Consider the following 17,383-nt stretch of genomic DNA (forward strand, 5'->3'; position numbering starts at 1 on the left):
CAGCCAGCGATACCTCACACCACCCTCCCCCGCCACTGCAACAACACCACCCCGGCGATGATCAGCCCGACGGCCAGCAGGCCCTCGGGCGATAGCCGCCGCACCGGGAAACCGGCCCAGCCGAACTGGTCGCACAGCGCCGACATCAGCATCTGCCCCGCCACCACGCAGGCCAGGAAAGTCGCCGCGCCCATCTTCGGCGCCAACATCACCGCCACCGTCAGGTAGGCCGCGCCGAAGATTCCGCCAAGCCACCCCCACCAGGGCGTCGCGGCGATCCCGGTGACCGCCGGCAGCGGCACGCGGAAGGCCAGCAGCGCGACGATCACCGCCGCGAGGCTGACTCCCAGGGACGTCAGGCTGGCACTCAGCGGATGGCCCAGTTGACGGCCTAGCAGCGAATTGCTGCCGGCCTGCAGGGCGACCAGCGCACCCACACCGATGGCGGGCAGCAGCAGAAGTAGTTTCGACATCGATCATCCTCCATTGCTTGTCGATGGTCCCAGCTTCTGCTATCCACCTGGCGCATTGAAATGAAAGATTGGTACAAAAGCCATGCACCCGATTCATGACTTACGCCGTATCGACCTCAACCTGCTGGTGATCCTCGACGCCTTGCTGGATGAACGCCATGTCTCCCGCGCCGCCGAGCGCCTGGCCATGACCCAGCCGGCGGTGAGCCATGCGCTGAACCGCCTGCGCGACCTGCTGGACGACCCGCTGCTGGTGCGCGCCGGCAACCAGATGCTGTTGACTCGCCGCGCCTTCGACCTCGCCGGGCCGCTGCGCGACATCCTCGGTGGCGTGCGCCGGCTGGTGCTGGGCGACGACTTCGCCCCGGCCAGCGCCGAACTGGAGCTGCGCCTGGGCATGTCCGACTACGGCGCCTGGGTGGTGCTGCCGTCGCTGCTGGCGATCCTTCGACGCGAGGCGCCCGGCATTCATCTGGACGTGCGCCAGGCCTCGCGGCTGGGGATGGCCGAGCAGGTGGCCAGCGGCGAGCTGGATGCGGCCCTCGGCGTCTTCCCCATGCTGCCTGAGGGCGTACGCGCCCAGCGCCTGTTCGAGGAACGCTTCGTCTGCCTGTGCGCCGCCGAAACCCTCGCCGGGCGCTCCCGCCTGACGCTGGAGGAATACCTTGCCGCACCGCACCTGCGGGTCGCGCTGCAGCAAAGCCCGGCGGAGGAGATCGACAGTCACCTGGAAAACCTCGGCCGCCGGCGCCAGGTGGCCGCCACCGTGCCGCACTTCAGCGTCGCCCCCAGCCTGCTGGCGGGTACCGACCTGGTCCTGACCATCGCCGAGCGCATGTTGCCGGACGATCTCGGCGCCCACGGGCTGGCGAGCTTCGAGCCGCCGCTGCACCTGGCGCGCTTCGACTTCGTACAGATCTGGTCGGATAGCCGCGAGGACGACCCTGCGCGACGCTGGCTGCGGGGCAAGCTGGCCCAGGCCGTCGGCCTGGACTTGCGAAAACCGGCACGCGACAACTGAACCGTTGCAGCGCCGGCTGAACTCGCCGGGCGGCGAGCCGTCGTTACTCCGGTGTTTCCAGCCGCCGCAGGATTTCCCCGACACGCTCGCCGAGCATCTCGTTGGCCGAACGCTTCAGGCCGCGCGCCAGCTCCACCAGGACCACCTGCTCGGCCACCGGCCGCAGGCGCTGGAAGACTTCGGCAAGGCGCTCCAGATCGGCCGCGCCGGGCAGCAGGTCGGCGCCGGGCTTGTCCACCAGATGGGTCACCACCAGGCGCACGATACCGGCGGCCAGGTGTTCGGTGTCGGTGCGCAGCACGGCCAGATGATCCAGCAGCGCGGCCAGCGGAATACCCGCGCGGTACAGCTCGACGCCGGCGTTGAACAGGCGCGGGCTGGGAATGCTGATGCGCTCGCCGTCGAAGGCCAGCAGGCCTTGCGCCAGCGCCTGATCGATCACCACGTCGTTCAGCTCGTCGCCGAACAGTGCCTGCAGCTCGCTGAACTCGATGCTGCCGGGGGACTCCAGGTTCCACGGACCGACAATCGCTTCGTCCAGGCCAAGCACATGGTCCAGATCGTGGCCTCGCTCCCAGCTCTCCAGCAGCTCCTTGATGTTGGCGATGTTGTAGCCGCGCTCCAGCAGGCGGTTGATCAGCCGCAGCCGGCGCAGGTGGCTGGCGAAGTACACCCCGGCACGGCCCCGGCGCTCGGGTGGCGGCAGCAGGCCGCGATCCTGGTAGGCGCGCAGGTTGCGCACGGTGCTGCCGGCCTCGCGGGCCAGTTCGTCCACCGTGTATTCACACTCGTCTTCCAGCGCCGAAGGAACTTCGTCCGGGCGCTGGAGCAGGCGCTGCAGCAGGTTCAGGGGTGTGCTCATGGGCCGGATGATAGCCAGCGGCGCGCCCCCGGAACAATCAAAAGGACTAATCCCTAAGTGATCCGCCGCACAGCCCGGCGGCCCAACCAAAGACGGGACCTGCACCCGCCGCAAATCCCTCACCGCTCCACAACCCGCGCCGCCAGCGGCTCTGCGCCCCGGTAACACTCAAGGCCCGGCGCGCACGGCATGGCGCAACGCCCGCCGATGGGTCAGCATCGATCGTGACATTGATCAATGTCACCATAACAATAACCAGCCTGGAGAAAGTCATGTCCCAAGGCGCCTGGGTGCCCACTCCCGAAGACCTGCGGCACTTCCGCGAGATTCAGCAACTGGCCTACCGCTGCTGCGAAACCATTGCCGGCGAACTGCGCCCGGGCATCAGCGAGCGCGAGACCGCCGCCCTGATGAAGACCTGGCTGGTCGATCACGGCGTGCGCGACTGGTTCCACCAGCCCTTCGCCTGGTTCGGCCCGCGCACCTCGTTCAAGGGCTTCGACGGCCTGCGCCACCTGGGCGGCTTCAACCTGGCCTTCTATCCCGGCAAGCAGCGTCTGGAGGAAGGCATGCCTTTCATCCTCGACTGCGCGCCAACCCTGGGCGCCTATACCGCCGACGTCGGCTATTCCGGCGCGCTGGGCCACAACCTGCTGGTGGAGCGGCTGATGGACGATTTGCTGGCGCACCGCAACCTGATCGTCGAACAGGTCCGCCAGCGCCTGCCGCTGGCCGAGGTCAGCCAGTCGGTGGACCGCCTCTGCCAGCGCCAGGGCACCCTGCCCCGGCACAAAGCCTATCCCTTCGAAGTGCTGGCCCATCGCGTGGAAAAACTCGGTGCGCGCAACAGCGGTCCCTCGGTCGCGCGCTTTGGCGTGCGCAACATCGCCACGCTGATGAAGAACGCCCTGATCACCGGCCGCCGCGAAGGCTGGTCGCCGCTGTGGTCGAGCAATGACCGCTCGCAACACGCCCCGACACCCGGCCTCTGGGCCGTCGAGCCGCACCTGGGCCTGCGCGGCGTGGGTGCCAAGTTCGAGGAGCTGCTGGTGGTCACCGAGGACGACGCCTACTGGCTGGACGACGACCTGCCTCACGTGCGCCGCTGGGTCGAGCGTGGCCTGGTCAGCGCACCGGCACGACGGGAGGTGGCATGAACGCCATGCTGGAGAAGGCGCTGCCGACGCCGGAGCGCCTGGAGGTGCAATCGGGCAACGTGCGCCTGGCCGTGTGGCGCTGGGGCGAGCCGCACCTGCCGATGGTGCTGTTCGTCCACGGCTATCCGGACAACCATGAAGTCTGGCTGCCGCTGATCCGTCGACTGTCCGGGCGCTTCCAACTGGTCGCCTACGACGTGCGCGGCGCCGGCGAGTCGGACAAGCCGCGCAAGACCCGCGACTACCGCCTGGAACTGCTCAGCCAGGACCTCAGGGCCGTGCTCGATGCCGTCAGCCCGCAGCGCGCGGTGCACCTGGTGGCCCATGACTGGGGCTCGATCCAGACCTGGGAGAGCGTCACCGATCCGCAGCTGCGCGCGCGTATCGCCTCCTACACCAGCGTCTCCGGCCCCTGCCTGGACCACGTCGGCTTCTGGATGCGCGACCGCCTGCGCCGCAAGACGCCGCGCGCGCTGCTGCAGATGGCCAGCCAGCTGCTGCACTCCTGGTACATCTATTACTTCCACCTGCCGCTGCTGCCATCGCTGTCCTGGCGCTTCGGCGCGGCCAAGGCCTGGCCGCAATACCTGCGCAAGGTCGAAGGCATCCGCAACCCGGCACGCAACCCGCACCAGGCCAGCGACGGCGAGCACGGTGTGAAGCTCTACCGGGCCAACTTCATCACCTCGATCTTCAAGCCGCGCAAGCGCCATACCGAGGTGCCGGTGCAACTGATCGTGCCGACCCGCGACCGCTACGTCGGCCAGCAGCTGTTCCAGCAGCTCTCGCTGTGGGCACCGCGCCTGTGGCGCCGCGACGTCACCGCCGGGCACTGGCAACTGCTCGCCGAACCGGCGCAGTTGGGTAACTGGATCGACGAGTTCGTCAGCCACATCGAGGGCGGCGAAGCCACGCTGGAACTGCAACGCGCCGCGTTGAAACCCGGCGCCGGCTCCTTCGCCGGCAAGCTGGTGGTGGTCACCGGCGCGGGCGGCGGCATCGGCCGTTCGACCCTGCTGAGCTTCGCCGAACGCGGCGCCAGCGTGCTGGCCGCGGACATCGACCCGGCCGCCGCCGAGCGCAGCGCCGAACTGGCCCGCGCGGTGGGCGCCAGCGCCTGCAGCTATTGTGTGGACGTGGGCGACAGCGCGGCGATGGAGCGCTTCGCCCAGTGGGTGAAGAGCAGCCTCGGCGTGCCCGACGTGGTGGTCAGCAACGCCGGCATCGGCATGGCCGGGCCGATGCTCAAGACCACCTCGCAGGAATGGGAACGCCTGCTGCGCATCAACCTGTGGAGCGTGATCGACGGCTGCCGGCTGTTCGGCAAGCAGATGGTCGAGAGCGGCAAACCGGGGCATCTGGTCAACGTCGCCTCCGGCGTGGCTTTCGCGCCATCGCGCAACTACCCGGCCTACGCCACCAGCAAGGCGGCGGTGCTGATGCTCAGCGAATGCCTGCGCGCCGAGCTGGCCGGGCACGGTATCGGCGTCAGCGCGGCATGCCCGGGCTTCGTCGATACCGGCATCGTCCAGGCCACGCGCTTCGCCGGCCTGGATGACGAACAACAAGCCAAGCACCGCGCCAAGGTGCAGCGCTTCTATCGTCGACGCCGGCTCAGCCCGGACACCGTTGGCGAACGCATCACCCGCGCGGTGGAACGCAACCAGCCACTGGTGAAGGTCGGCAGCGAAGTGTACCTGGGCGCCCTGCAATGGCGCTTCATGCCCTGGCTGTCGCGCCTGTTCGCCCGTCTCAACCTGACCGCCTGAGAATCCCATGAACGACCATCATCACCAGCTGGTGCAACGCAAGGTGCAGTTCGACTACAGCGACTCGCCCCTGCACTGGATTCCCGGCGAGGCCGAGGCATCCCACACGATCAACGTCATCCACATGATGCTGCCGGCCGGCGAGCTGTGGTTCTGCCGGCTGTACAACAAGGCGCTGCCCTTCGTGAAGGAAGGCAACCTGCGCGACGACGTGCAGGGTTTCATCCGCCAGGAAGCGATGCACGCCCGCGCCCACTCCGGCGCCCTGGAGCGCTACCTGAACCACCACGGCATCGACTCGACGCGCTACCTGAAGGTCATGGACTACCTGTTCGAACAGTTGCTCAGCGATACGCCGCTGGGCCTTACCCTGTTCAACCGCACCGCCTGGCTCAAGCGCTGGTGGATCGGCCAGCGCTGCGCCATCGTCGCGGCGGTGGAGCACTTCACCTGCGTGCTGGGCAAGTGGATCCTGGAGGCCGACGCGCTGGACCGCGCCAAGGCCGACCCGGTGCTGCTGGACCTGTTCCGCTGGCACGGCGCCGAAGAGGTGGAGCACCGCAACGTCGCCCACGACCTGCACGTACACCTGGGCGGCAGCTTCGTCAGCCGCCAGCTGTGGATGTTCGTGGTGCTGCCGCTGATCATCTACCTGTTCGCCTTCGGCACCCGCACCCTGTCGCGGCAGGACCCGAGCATCGCCAGGCCGCGCTCCTTCGCCGCGATCTGGCGGGATGGTTCGCGCAATGGCGTGCTGCCGAAGATCAGCTCCGTGGCCACCAGCTTCCTGCGCTACTTCAAGCCCTGGTACCACCCGGATCACGAGGCCAACACCCAGGAAGCACTGGACTACCTGGCCCGCTCGCCGGCCGCCAGCCGCGCCGCGCGCGCCTCGTAAGCCCCTGCCCGCGTGCCCGCGCAGTGGCTGCGCGGGCACGCCAAACGCATACTGCGGCATCCGTCGCTCGATACAGGGATGCCGCCGTATGCCGATGGGAACCTACCCGCTTCACCCCGCCCTTTCCTCCCGCGTGGAGCGCCTGCCGGAACAGGTGGACGTGGTCATCGCCGGCAGCGGCATCATGGGCTGTGCCACCGCCTGGTACCTCGCCGGCCAGGGCATGAGTGTACTGGTGCTGGACAAGGCCGGCCTCGCCAGCCAGCAATCCACCCGCGCCTGGGGCTTCGTCCGCCAGCAGGCGCGCGACCCGGCGGAAGTGCCGCTGATGATGGCGGCGATCCCGCTCTGGGAGCGCCTGGAAGATGAGCTGCAACTGCCGCTGGAATGGCGCCAGGGCGGCTGCCTGTACCTCGCCGAAACGCCGGAGCAGCAGCGCAAGTACGAGGATTGGCTGAAGGTCGCCGCCAACTTCGGCCTCGGCACCCGCCTGCTCGGCCGCAGCGAAGTCGCCCAATTGATGCCCTCCCTGGCCGATCCCGCACTCGGGGCGCTGTACACCGCCAACGACGGCCAGGCCGAACCGCGCCGCGTCGCCCCCGGCTATGCGCTGCGCGCCATCGAGTGCGGCGCGCGGTTCGTCGAAGGTTGCGGCGTCACCGGCATCGATCGGGCCGCCGGCGCCATCTGCGGCGTGCAGACCGAACGTGGCTATGTGAAGACCCGACAATTGCTGGTCTGCGCCGGCGCCAGCAGTTGGCGCCTGGTGCAAAGCCTCGGCCTGGAACTACCGCAACAGGCGGTACGCTGCACCGTCTCGCGCACCAGCCCTGGCCCCGATGTCGGCGCGCAGAGCTTCATCGGCCACGGCATCGGCTTCCGCCAGCGTGCCGACGGCAGCCTCAACCTCGCCGACGAAACCCAGGCCGATATCGACCTCAATTTCGACTACCTGCGCGGCGCGCGGCATTACCTGCCGCACCTGCCGGCCAACCGCGCGAGCTTCTCGTTCAAGCTCAACGGCGCGCTACTGCACGACCTGCGCCAGCGCCTGCCGGGTTCGGAGCGCAGCGTGAACGGCCCGGTACTGGGTGAGCGCGACCCTCAGGTGAAGGTGAATACGTCCCGGGTGTTTGCGGCACAGAGCAACCTTGCCAAAGCCTTCCCGGCCCTGCGCGATGTGAAGGTGGTGGAGAGCTGGGCCGGCCTGATCGACGTGCTGCCGGATGGCATCCCGGTGCTCGATGCGCCAGCGGAAGTGCCTGGCCTGCTGGTGGCGACCGGGTTCTGCGGGCACGGATTCGCGATGGGGCCGATCATCGGCCAGTTGATGAGCCAGTGGATACTCAGGGGCGAACCGGGGATGGATCTGCATGCCTTCAGGCTGCGGCGCTTCGCCGACGGCACGGCGGGCAAGCCCTACTCGCTGTTCTGACGGAGCACGTCGCGCCCTTCGTAGGAGCGAGCTTGCTCGCGAACCGCAACCGATCCGGAACTCACCTGTAGGAGCGCGCCATGCGCGCGATTCGCGGACATGGTCCGCTTCTACAGGTGGACTGACTTCTGTGCCGGGAGAATTCGCGAGCAAGCTCGCTCCTACAAAAGCAGGATCGGCGCACATTGAGGGGCAGCGTTATTCCCCTTCCTCCCCCAAAGGCGAATCATCGCTCAACGCCCGCTCCAGCCAGTCCGTCGGCAGGTTCTTGCTGGCTCGCGCGCCCAGCAGCTTCACCTGTTCGGCACGGCTGATCAGGTTGCCGCGCCCCTCGCAGAGCTTGTTGCGCGCCGCGGCATAGGTCTTGTCCAACTGCTGCAGACGGGTACCCATCTCGTCCAGGTCCTGCACGAAGAGCACGAATTTGTCGTACAGCGCCCCGGCGCGCTCGGCGATCTCGCGGGCGTTCTGGTTCTGTCGTTCCTGGCGCCACAGGCTGTCGATCACCCGCAGGGTCGCCAGCAGGGTGGTCGGGCTGACGATCACGATATTGCGCTCGAAGGCCTCCTGGAACAGGTTCGGCTCCGCCTGCAACGCCGCCGAGAAGGCCGCTTCCACCGGCATGAACAGCAGCACGAAGTCGAGGCTGTGCAGCCCCTCCAGGCGCCGGTAATCCTTCCCGGAAAGTCCCTTCACATGGTTGCGCAGGGACAGCACGTGTGCCTTGAGCGCCTGCTGGCGGATCACCTCGTCCTCGGCGGCGATGAACTGCTGGTAGGCGGTCAGGCTGACCTTGGCGTCCACCACCACCTGCTTGTCGCCAGGCAGGCGGATCAGCACGTCGGGCTGGAAGCGCTCGCCATCCGGCGCACGCAGGCTGACCTGGGTTTCGTACTCGCGCCCCTTCTCCAGCCCGGCATGCTCCAGCACCCGCTCCAGCACCAGTTCGCCCCAGTTGCCCTGGGTCTTCTGGCCCTTCAACGCACGGGTCAGGTTGGTGGCTTCCTCGCCCAGGCGCAGGTTCAGCTGCTGCAGGCGCTCCAGTTCCTTGGTCAGCGAGAAGCGCTCGCGGGCCTCGGCCTGGTAACTCTCCTCCACGCGTTTCTCGAAGGACTGGATGCGTTCCTTGAGTGGGTCGAGCAGTTGACCGAGACGCTGCTGGCTGGACTCGGCGAAGCGCTGCTCGCGCTCGTCGAAGATCTTCCCGGCCAGCTCGGCGAACTGCGCGCGCAACTCGTCCCGCGCCGCCTGCAAATCGCCCAGGCGCTGCTGGTGGTTATCCTGCTGCTCACGCAGTTCGGCGGACAAGGCTGCATGTTCGGCGGACAGGCGCCGCAGCTCGGCCTCCTTGTCCGCGCGTTCGGCCTGCCAATCCTGCTCCGCCGCGCCCAGGCGCTCACGTTCCTGCTTGCCCAGCTCCACCTCGCGGCGCAGCGCGGCAACTTCAGCCGACAACTCGCCGTGCCGGCCGCTCAGGCGCTGGAACGCCTCGCGATCCGCCTCGGCCTGGGCGGACAACCCATCCTGCGCGAGTTGCGCATTGGCCAGGCGCTCGCGCAGCAGGGCCACTTCCTGCTCCGTGGCGACACGCTGCGATTGCAGTCGCCAGGCCAGCGCGGCCATCGGCAACAGACCGGCAAGCGCGCCGAGCAACAGGGCGGACAGGTCGAGAGGCATGCGGTACTCCGGGGTGTGGCAAAGGATCGCGCAATACTAACAGCCGACCACCTCGAGACGCGTTGCCACCTGTAAAGGCCCTGGAACAGGGCTCCTGAGCAAGCGCTCGGGACAATCCACAGAAGCTGTGGATAAGTTGGTGGAAAACGTGATGAAAAAGCGCCCTACCCCCAGTGAATCGGGGGCGCGTGACAGATTGGCGATTTTTTCACCAATGAAAATTTTCCTTATCTTTCAATAAGTTAAAAAACGCAAGAGAAACAAGCAGGTGGCTAAATGCAATATTGCAGGGGCTTGACAGTACGCATCGGCATTGTGCACAAGTGCGCGCCAGACAGCAGCCGACCGCCCCGTTTCAGGGCAGCGGAAAGGACGGTGTGAAGCGGAAAACGAGCAGGAGCCGGATCAGCCAGGCGAAGCACGCGCCGATACCCGTGGCATCCGATGCGGGCTCGAGGGCGGGGGAGTCAGCCGTCTCATGCCCACTCCATTCGCCGGGGCAGACGCCGTTCGGAACGGCTGACCTTGGGCGGATTGGGCAGCGGCGTGGCCTGCCGCTCGGCAGCGCAGACCCGCGCAAAGATACGCTCAGCCGCGCCACGGCTGCCACAGTCGAAGAAGAATTGATTCAGGTAGACCCGCCAGCGCCGACTGTCGTTGGGGTGGACCGCTATCCGTATATCCAAGGTGTGGCACTCCCTGCGTGACCATCCCGCACCTTACACCGATGCCTGCGATACCATGCCACGGCACGACGGACGGTCAGGCGGGATACGGGAGGCACCCGTCCACCAGGAACTGCGTGCGCGGGAACAATCGCGGCGTGTCCGGCACCTGGGCGTGCTTGAAGGCGACATACTCCCCCGTGGTCTCGCACAGCCAGGGCATCAGGTTGCGCGGACGCTTCTCGGTGAATGCCGATGGGGCGAACAATGCGACGTTGACCCCGCCGTGCGGACAGCGTGCCGAGCGATATTCGAACGCCTCCACCCCGGCCTCGCGCATCGCGCTACCCAGGCCCTGGGCAACCCGGTAGTCCAACGGATCGCGCAGCGCCGGCTCGTACTCGCGGAACGGCGGCAACTGCAGGCGCACGCCGCGCTGCACCTGGAAACGCGCCTCGAACGAGGCGTGCTCGGAAAGAATCCGGCCACTGGGCGGCGGCGAACTCATCCCCTCCCAGAGCACGAAACGGTAGAAGGCCGACTCGGCCATCGCCGTTTCCAGTTTCAGTGCCGCATAGAAGAGACTCGGCTCATTCCGCCGACCAAAGCGCGAACCCCAGCGCAGCGGGGGATAGCGGAACGGAGTCTTCAATAGATAATGCAGGTGCTCGGCAGGCGGCGGCATGCGCGGTTTGCTGGTTTCCAGCAACTCCTCCAGCAGCGCCTGCTCCGCCAGGGTGTCCACCAGTTGCAGCGTGGCTACCTGGCCCTGGCTCTCCACCAGGCGCACCAGGCGCCCACGAATCGGACCGACGACCGACTCCGGTGCATGCCGTGCCCAGATCCGGGCGCCCGTTTCGAAGGACATTCAGACCTTGCCCCGGATGGCATCCAGATATTCGACCACCGCCACCAGCCCCTGCACTTGCTCCATCAACTGCAGCGGCACGCCGCTCAAGTGACGGTTCTCGGTACGCAGGAAGTGGCGCATGTCCTCCAGATTGCCGCCGAACAGGGCAAACAGCGCGCGATAGACCCGCACCAGCAACAGGGCCAGTTCGCCGGTCTTGCTGTCCACCCGCAGACCGCCTTGCTTCCAGCGGCTGACGGCGCTACGGTCCACCCCTACGATCGCCGCCAGTTCCTGCTGGGTCATCGCCAGATGTTCGCGAGCCGTGAGTACCGCCTTGGCCAGTACGGCATCGGCTGCGGGGCTTTCGCGTAACAGGGCACTCATGGCGACCTCCTCATCGTGCATTTTCAGCAAATATACCACTGAATGCCGATAAGACACGAACATCCCTCATCGCGCCTGTCGCTTCGTGGCGGCAAAGCCCGCACAATGCACAGCCCGACCGACGACGCCCCGTGATGAACAAGCAGCAGGTCTACCAGCACATTCTCGCCAGGCTCGCGCAAGACCTGGAAATCGCCGTACGCGCCGCCAGGACGGCCCATGAAACGGCCACCCACGAAGAGAACATCGCCGAAAACAAGTACGACACGCTCGGGCTCGAAGCGGCCTATCTCGCTGCCGGCCAGTCGCGCCGCGTCGAGGAAATCCGCCAGGCGCTGTCCCTGTTCGAGAACCTGCAACTGCGCGATTTCGACGAAGAGTCGGGCATCCAGACCAGCGCCCTGGTGGAACTGGTCAACGACAGCGGCCAGCGGCGCTGGGTCTTCCTCGGCCCCGATGCCGCCGGCCTGAAAGTACGACACGAAGGCACCGAAATCCTCGTCATCACCAGCCGCGCACCACTGGGCAACGCCCTGCTCCACCGCCTGCCCGGTGACGAGCTGGAAATCGGCCAGGGCAACGCCCGCCAGTGCTACGAAATCCTCGACGCCTACTGAGCCTCGGCGCCGATCGAGCACGCCCGCAGCCATTGGTGCAACTCGCGCAAAAAAACAGCGGGGCGAACCCGTCATGCCCGCTGTCCCGAGCCAGACTATGCTTCTAGGCCACACCCACGCCCTAGCCTCAAGCCCCCTGGCCTCAAGGAGAAGCATCATGCTGTTCAACTGGTCCGAATACGTGCCCGCCGTGAAAAAAGCCTTCGGCGCCCTGGGCAAGAAACATCCGAAAATGATCGCCGCCTACCAGGCCCTCGACGCCGCTGCCGCCGATGGCGACGCCCTGGACGCCAAGACCCGCGAGCTAATCGCGATTGCCGTGGCCATCACCACCCGCTGCGACGGCTGCATCGGCGTTCATACCGAAGCCGCCCGCAAGGCCGGCGCCACCGAAGCCGAAGTCGCCCAGACCCTGGCCACCGCCATCGCCCTGAACGCCGGCGCTGCCTACGTCTACTCCCTGCGCGCAATGGAGGCCTTCGATTCCTCCGCGCAGAAATAGGCCCGTGCCCGCGACGCCTTCACCGCGTCGCGGACACCACTTTCCTGATCGACAGCGATGGGATATCGGTGGAACACCCGTCCCAAGGCCTGACGGCTCATACGTCGCTCTCCGGGACAGCGTCGATACACTGACGAGACTCGAGCACGACGTGATGGCCTCTGTACCCTACTTCCGCTTGCCATTGATGCAGCGGATGCTCCGCGAGCACAGCACCACGGACATACCGCCGACATTTCCTCGCGTCCGGCTTCCTGAAACGCCGCATCTCGCCATAGGCGAGAATCACGAGCCTTCTCTCCGGCTACCACAGGCATGTCCGGGCCCCGATCAGAAAGGAAGGAGATAGCGCAAAGTCAGTTGGCTGCCTTCAGAGCGATTTCTTGCCCCTTGCTCGATGTAGTAATTGGCGAAGAAGCTCTGCTTGCCCTGGCGGTACATCACACCGGGACCCAGCCCCAGCACGCGTTCCTTCGAGTCGGACTGGCGTTGCCCATCGATCCGGTCGGCGCTGGTTTGCCTCAGTTGGTAACCCGCCAACCCGACTCGCCATGCATCGGAAAGCGCATACGAAACCGAGAAATTGCTGTGGATCGCGGTCCCCGGCTGGATATCGCCCGCCTGAAGCCGGGACGCCGGATCGTCGTTACGGCTCGACCAGGCGTAGTGCAAACGACCGCTGACCTCGAGCCGGTCGGTGAGCTCCCAGGTAAATGCATAATGCGGGCTGACGATCCAGAGATTGCTCCCCACATTGATGCTCGCATCGCGGTCATAGTCCCCTGTAGGCGCGGTAATCACCAGGTTCAGGCGCTGCCAGTATGGCCGACCGAACAGAGACACGGGTTCCCATTGCAGGAGCATCGGACTGACGACCAGATCGCCTTGACGGGTTCGGTCACCGTCCGGTCCACCATCGATTTCGAGATCAAGGTGCACCAGTGGCAATAGAATCTCGGCCCCGTAATACGCCCCCAGGAACTTCCGGGTGCTGATGTATGCAAGATGCGGTAGTACAGCCGTACTACGCACTCGCTGGCGCCCTGGGACGGCATGGCCCTGGGCGTTGGCGGCATCGTTGGAACGGTAATGCTGGACCGGCAGCTCGAACAACATTCCCGGCAACACGATGCCATCCATGAAGCTGGTGTTGCCCAAGGGTAAGGGCGGGAGGCTGACGTCATCAGCGGCCGCATCGGCGCAGCTCAGTACACTCGTCAGCGAAAGCACGGCGGCAGAACCACTGCAGGGTCTTATCCGAATCATCACTCAGCCATTGCGCGTCAGGTTGCAGATGACGGAAACGATAAGATTGCAAGGGCAGTGACGCTAGACTCACCGATCACCCACACCGTTCCATTTCATGAACGATATGACGACATGGCTCTCGCGGAGCGGTTGCCATCGGTACATTGGCTGGTCGGCTGCCTGACCGAACGCATTTGCAATGCGCTTGACCGCCAGTTCACCGCGCCAAACCGCTCAGGAAAATAGCGATAGCCTCGTCCAGCCGATGCTGGCGCTCAGTGCGCGAAGGCGTTTCCATCAAGCCAAGCAAGCAACGCAACTGGAAATCGCCGGTTAACGCATCGAGAAACAGGACTGCTCGCGTCTGGGCGTCCCCAGGGCTCACTAACCCGGCAGCATCGGCCCACCGGAAGTACTCGGTCAGGCAGCCATAGGCCGCGCCCGGCGCAGCCTCAAAAAATGACCGGGCCGCCTCCGGTGCGCGCGGCGCCTCTGCCACGATCAGTCGGTGGATGGCAATGGTTCGGGGTGAAAGGACTACGTCGAAGAATGTTCCCGCGATTTCCCGCAAGGCATCCGGCAAGGGCTTGTGCGCGAGATCCATGCTCCTGAGCGGATTGACGATCTCCTCGCACAGACGCGCGATGATCGCCGCGAACAGCCCATCCTTGTCACCGAAATAGGCGTACAGGGTGCGCTTGGAGCCGCCGATGCGCGCGATGATCGCGTCCACGCTGACCCCGGCGTAGCCCTCCTCCAGGAACATTTCCGTCGCCGCCGCGAGGATACCCTCGCGCTTCTCGACCTGCCTCTGACTTTCCACCCGCTCGTTCAACGAACCTTCCCTCCCACGTCCAGCGAATCTGTCTAAACAACCGTGCATAGCCTACCCGCGGTCTGCCGGGGGCTCCAGGCATGAAATGAAATCGAATCGAAGCCCGGCGGCATATTCGTAAAACTTCTTGGCTCCGAGTTGACAGGGAACATTGCGCATGGGAATCTCGATAAAACGGTACGGTACGTTACCGTTTACTGAAGCCTTGAAAAAGAATAACAGCGAGGTACAGATCATGCGTTTCGTGCACTTTGTCGAAGGCTCCGCCAAGGGCCTTGCCGTGGAAACCGAAGCGGGCCTGCGCGGCCTCACCGAAAACCAGCCGGGCTATCCGGGTTCGCTGCTGCAACTGCTGGATGCCGGTCATGCAGCGCTACAACTGGCGCACCGCAAGCTCAGCGAAGCCCCCCTCCTGGATGCCTCCAGCATCCGCTACCTGCCGCCCATCGAGCGCCCCGGCAAGATCGTCTGTGTCGGTCTGAACTACGCCGACCATACGAAGGAGAGCCCCTACGAGCAGCCCTCCTACCCCACCTTCTTCCCGCGCTTCGCCACCACCCTGATCGGCCACGGCGACGCCATCGTCCGCCCGCAGGCGTCCGAGCAGCTGGATTACGAAGGCGAGCTGGCGGTGATCATCGGCAGCCGCGGCCGCCACATCCCGCGTGAACGTGCGCTGGAATACGTCGCCGGCTATTCCATCTTCAACGAAGCCTCGGTGCGCGATTACCAGTTCAAGTCGCCGCAATGGACCATCGGCAAGAACTTCGACGCCACCGGCGCCTTCGGCCCCACCTTCGTCAGCGCCGACGAGCTGCCGCCCGGCGCCCGCGGCCTCAGCCTGACCACCCGGCTCAACGGCAAGGTCGAGCAGCAGGGCAACACCGCCGACATGGTCTTCGATGTCGCCGAACTGATCGCCGTGCTCAGCGAAGCGGTCACCCTCGAACCGGGCGACGTGATCGTCACCGGCACCCCGGCCGGCATCGGCTGGGCCCGCCGCCCCATGCTGTTCATGCAGCCCGGCGACATCTGCACCGTCGAGATCGAAGGCATCGGCCTCCTGAGCAACCCGATCGCCGCCGAGACTCCGCCGGCCTGAGGCCGCGCCACAGTTCGCCCATAACCCGTTCGCCCTGAATCAGGCGGGATTCGCCCGGCCGGCCTAGCGCCGCGCCGGTGTTCCCGGCTGCCCTCGCCACGGACTGCCCGGCAGTCCGCGGACGCGGCCGCCCGGAAAAAGGCCATCCCGCCGCCGAACGCCCCGAACCTGTCGCCGGCCACGGCCAAGGAGACGCAGCCATGCTGCACATCAAAGACATCAACCACGTGGTCTACCGGCATTCCGACCTCGACCGCCTCGAACGCTTCCTGCTCGACTTCGGCCTGGTCGTGGCCCACCGCACCGAACAGCGCCTGTACCTGCGCGGCACCGGGACGCTGCCCTACGTGTACATCGCCGAGCGCGCCGACACCCCGGCCTTCGGCGCCATCGCCTTCGCCGTGGAAACCCTCGACGACCTGCAGGCCGCCGAGCGCCTGCCCGGCGCCTCGCCGATCCAGCCGCTGGAGCATCCCGGCGGTGGTCACTGCGTGGTCCTGCATGACCCGTCTGGCCGACGCATAGAGCTGGTTCACGGCATCCAGCCGGTCGATCCGCTGCCCCACCGCTCGGCGCTGGTGCTCAACTCCGCAGTGGAGAAACGCCGCTTCGGCGACGTGCAGCGGCCCGGCAAGGGACCGGCGCAGGCCATGCGTCTCGGCCACGTCGCCATCGGCGTCGCCGACATGACGGCGATGATCGATTGGTATCGCAACGTACTCGGCATGCTGCCGTCCGACCTGATCGTCGAGGGCGAGCAGCGCGACTGCCCGGCCGCCGCCTTCCTGCGCCTGAATCGCGGCGACGACTGGACCGACCACCACACCATCGCGCTGTTCCAGGCCGGCAAGGACGTGGTCCACCACGCCTCCTTCGAGGTGCAGGACTTCGACGCCCAGTGCCTCGGCCACGAATGGATGAACGAACAGGGCTGGACGCCGTTCTGGGGCGTCGGCCGCCATGTACTCGGCAGCCAGATCTTCGACTACTGGCGCGACCCCTCCGGCAACCTCATCGAGCACTTCACCGATGGTGACCTGTTCAACCACGAATCGCCGATGAACTGCACCCAGGCCTGCGACTCCAGCCTCTACCAGTGGGGTCCGCCGATGTCGGTGGAGTTCTTCCTAGGCGGCAGCGACGAAGACGAAAGCGTCGCCCCACGTTCGCTCGCCGAGCGCCAGCGCCACAACCACCGATGACCACAGGAACCCAGAGCCATGAGAGAAGTACTTTCCGAACAGGGACTCGACCTCCTTTTTCGTAACGCCCGCAGCCAGAACGGCTGGCTCGACAGGGAGGTGAGCGACGACACCCTGCGCGCCATCCATGATCTGGTGCGCTGGGGTCCGACCAGCACCAACGGCTGCCCGGCGCGCATCGTCTTCCTGCGCAGCGCCGAGGCCAAGGCGCGCCTGCTGCCGTCGCTCGCCCAGGGCAATGTGGAGAAGACCCTGGGTGCGCCGGTGACCGCCATCATCGGCTACGACACCGACTTCCACGAGCAACTGCCGCGCCTGTTCCCGCACAACTCCGGGATGCGCGACTGGTACGCCGCGCAGCCGCAAATGATCGAGACCGCCGCGCTGCGCAACGGCTCGCTGCAGGGCGGCTACTTCATCCTTGCCGCGCGCGCCCTGGGCCTGGACTGCGGGCCGATGTCGGGCTTCGACCACGAACGGGTCGACCGCGAATTCTTCGGCGCCGACGGCAGCTTCCCCGGTCAGCGGGTGAAAACCAACTTCCTCTGCAACCTCGGCTACGGCGACCCGGAAAAACTCTTCCCGCGCAGCCCGCGCCTGGCCTTCGAGGAGAGCTGCGCCCTGCTCTAGCGATCCCCGATCTGCCGGGCGCCAGCCGCGCCCGGCGCCGTACATAACAAGAA

17 protein-coding genes are annotated in these 17,383 nt (G+C 66.3%); 10 read left to right on the forward strand and 7 right to left on the reverse strand.

The window, feature by feature from the left end; all coding sequences use genetic code 11:
- Window positions 1-14 precede the first annotated feature (14 nt).
- Window positions 15-473, reverse strand: coding sequence for a DMT family transporter (locus H681_RS17660; RefSeq protein WP_015478240.1), 459 nt, complete (start codon window positions 471-473; stop codon window positions 15-17).
- An 82-nt stretch (window positions 474-555) separates the two neighbouring features.
- Here H681_RS17660 and H681_RS17665 point away from each other — a divergent pair, with 82 nt between their 5' ends.
- Window positions 556-1,494 (forward strand): LysR substrate-binding domain-containing protein, encoded by a 939-nt coding sequence (locus H681_RS17665; protein WP_015478241.1) that lies wholly within the window; start codon window positions 556-558, stop codon window positions 1,492-1,494.
- A gap of 43 nt (window positions 1,495-1,537) precedes the next feature.
- Here H681_RS17665 and H681_RS17670 read toward each other — a convergent pair whose 3' ends face one another.
- Window positions 1,538-2,236 carry a MerR family transcriptional regulator gene (locus H681_RS17670; RefSeq protein WP_236620549.1) on the reverse strand — a complete coding sequence of 233 codons (699 nt, stop codon included), beginning with the start codon at window positions 2,234-2,236 and terminating at the stop codon, window positions 1,538-1,540.
- A gap of 392 nt (window positions 2,237-2,628) precedes the next feature.
- Here H681_RS17670 and H681_RS17675 point away from each other — a divergent pair, with 392 nt between their 5' ends.
- From H681_RS17675 to H681_RS17690, 4 genes are all read left to right on the forward strand, one after another.
- Window positions 2,629-3,513 (forward strand): M24 family metallopeptidase, encoded by an 885-nt coding sequence (locus tag H681_RS17675; RefSeq protein ID WP_015478243.1) that lies wholly within the window; start codon window positions 2,629-2,631, stop codon window positions 3,511-3,513.
- The gene (locus tag H681_RS17680) at window positions 3,510-5,282 is read left to right on the forward strand and encodes an SDR family oxidoreductase (protein WP_015478244.1); all 1,773 of its coding nucleotides are present in this window, start codon (window positions 3,510-3,512) and stop codon (window positions 5,280-5,282) included. The genes H681_RS17675 and H681_RS17680 overlap by 4 nt, the downstream gene beginning before the upstream one ends.
- Before the next feature lie 7 nt (window positions 5,283-5,289).
- Window positions 5,290-6,180: a metal-dependent hydrolase gene (locus H681_RS17685; RefSeq protein WP_015478245.1), complete on the forward strand. Its 891-nt coding sequence runs from the start codon at window positions 5,290-5,292 to the stop codon at window positions 6,178-6,180.
- An 88-nt stretch (window positions 6,181-6,268) separates the two neighbouring features.
- Window positions 6,269-7,615 (forward strand): NAD(P)/FAD-dependent oxidoreductase, encoded by a 1,347-nt coding sequence (locus H681_RS17690; RefSeq protein WP_015478246.1) that lies wholly within the window; start codon window positions 6,269-6,271, stop codon window positions 7,613-7,615.
- Window positions 7,616-7,813: 198 nt separating this feature from the next.
- Here H681_RS17690 and rmuC read toward each other — a convergent pair whose 3' ends face one another.
- The 3 genes from rmuC to H681_RS17705 form a co-directional block, all read right to left on the reverse strand.
- Complete coding sequence (rmuC, locus tag H681_RS17695) at window positions 7,814-9,178, reverse strand: DNA recombination protein RmuC (RefSeq protein WP_162140839.1); 1,365 nt, start codon at window positions 9,176-9,178, stop codon at window positions 7,814-7,816.
- An 876-nt stretch (window positions 9,179-10,054) separates the two neighbouring features.
- Window positions 10,055-10,825, reverse strand: coding sequence for an RES family NAD+ phosphorylase (locus H681_RS17700; RefSeq protein WP_015478248.1), 771 nt, complete (start codon window positions 10,823-10,825; stop codon window positions 10,055-10,057).
- Window positions 10,826-11,194: an antitoxin Xre/MbcA/ParS toxin-binding domain-containing protein gene (locus H681_RS17705; RefSeq protein ID WP_015478249.1), complete on the reverse strand. Its 369-nt coding sequence runs from the start codon at window positions 11,192-11,194 to the stop codon at window positions 10,826-10,828. It lies immediately after the preceding gene.
- A 134-nt stretch (window positions 11,195-11,328) separates the two neighbouring features.
- Here H681_RS17705 and H681_RS17710 point away from each other — a divergent pair, with 134 nt between their 5' ends.
- Together H681_RS17710 and H681_RS17715 are read left to right on the forward strand one after the other, a co-directional pair.
- A complete protein-coding gene (locus H681_RS17710) occupies window positions 11,329-11,811 on the forward strand; it encodes a GreA/GreB family elongation factor (protein WP_015478250.1) in 483 nt (160 codons plus the stop codon).
- A gap of 157 nt (window positions 11,812-11,968) precedes the next feature.
- Window positions 11,969-12,313: a carboxymuconolactone decarboxylase family protein gene (locus H681_RS17715; RefSeq protein WP_015478251.1), complete on the forward strand. Its 345-nt coding sequence runs from the start codon at window positions 11,969-11,971 to the stop codon at window positions 12,311-12,313.
- Window positions 12,314-12,643: 330 nt separating this feature from the next.
- Here the strand turns inward: H681_RS17715 and H681_RS17720 are convergent, their stop codons facing one another.
- A complete protein-coding gene (locus tag H681_RS17720) occupies window positions 12,644-13,543 on the reverse strand; it encodes a SphA family protein (protein ID WP_236620486.1) in 900 nt (299 codons plus the stop codon).
- 235 nt (window positions 13,544-13,778) lie between these two features.
- On the reverse strand, window positions 13,779-14,396 hold the full coding sequence (locus H681_RS17725; RefSeq protein ID WP_015478254.1) for a TetR/AcrR family transcriptional regulator: 618 nt from the start codon (window positions 14,394-14,396) through the stop codon (window positions 13,779-13,781).
- A 235-nt stretch (window positions 14,397-14,631) separates the two neighbouring features.
- On the opposite strand from H681_RS17725, the gene H681_RS17730 reads away from it, so the two are divergent.
- The 3 genes from H681_RS17730 to H681_RS17740 all read left to right on the forward strand — a co-directional run bounded on the left by H681_RS17730 (window position 14,632) and on the right by H681_RS17740 (window position 17,330).
- Window positions 14,632-15,498 (forward strand): fumarylacetoacetate hydrolase family protein, encoded by an 867-nt coding sequence (locus tag H681_RS17730; protein ID WP_015478255.1) that lies wholly within the window; start codon window positions 14,632-14,634, stop codon window positions 15,496-15,498.
- 200 nt (window positions 15,499-15,698) lie between these two features.
- The gene (locus tag H681_RS17735; protein WP_015478256.1) at window positions 15,699-16,700 is read left to right on the forward strand and encodes a 2,4,5-trihydroxytoluene oxygenase; all 1,002 of its coding nucleotides are present in this window, start codon (window positions 15,699-15,701) and stop codon (window positions 16,698-16,700) included.
- Between the two features lie 18 nt (window positions 16,701-16,718).
- On the forward strand, window positions 16,719-17,330 hold the full coding sequence (locus H681_RS17740) for a malonic semialdehyde reductase (protein WP_015478257.1): 612 nt from the start codon (window positions 16,719-16,721) through the stop codon (window positions 17,328-17,330).
- The last annotated feature ends 53 nt before the right edge of the window (window positions 17,331-17,383 follow it).

The sequence above is a fragment of the Pseudomonas sp. ATCC 13867 genome, assembly GCF_000349845.1.
Classification (GTDB): domain Bacteria; phylum Pseudomonadota; class Gammaproteobacteria; order Pseudomonadales; family Pseudomonadaceae; genus Pseudomonas.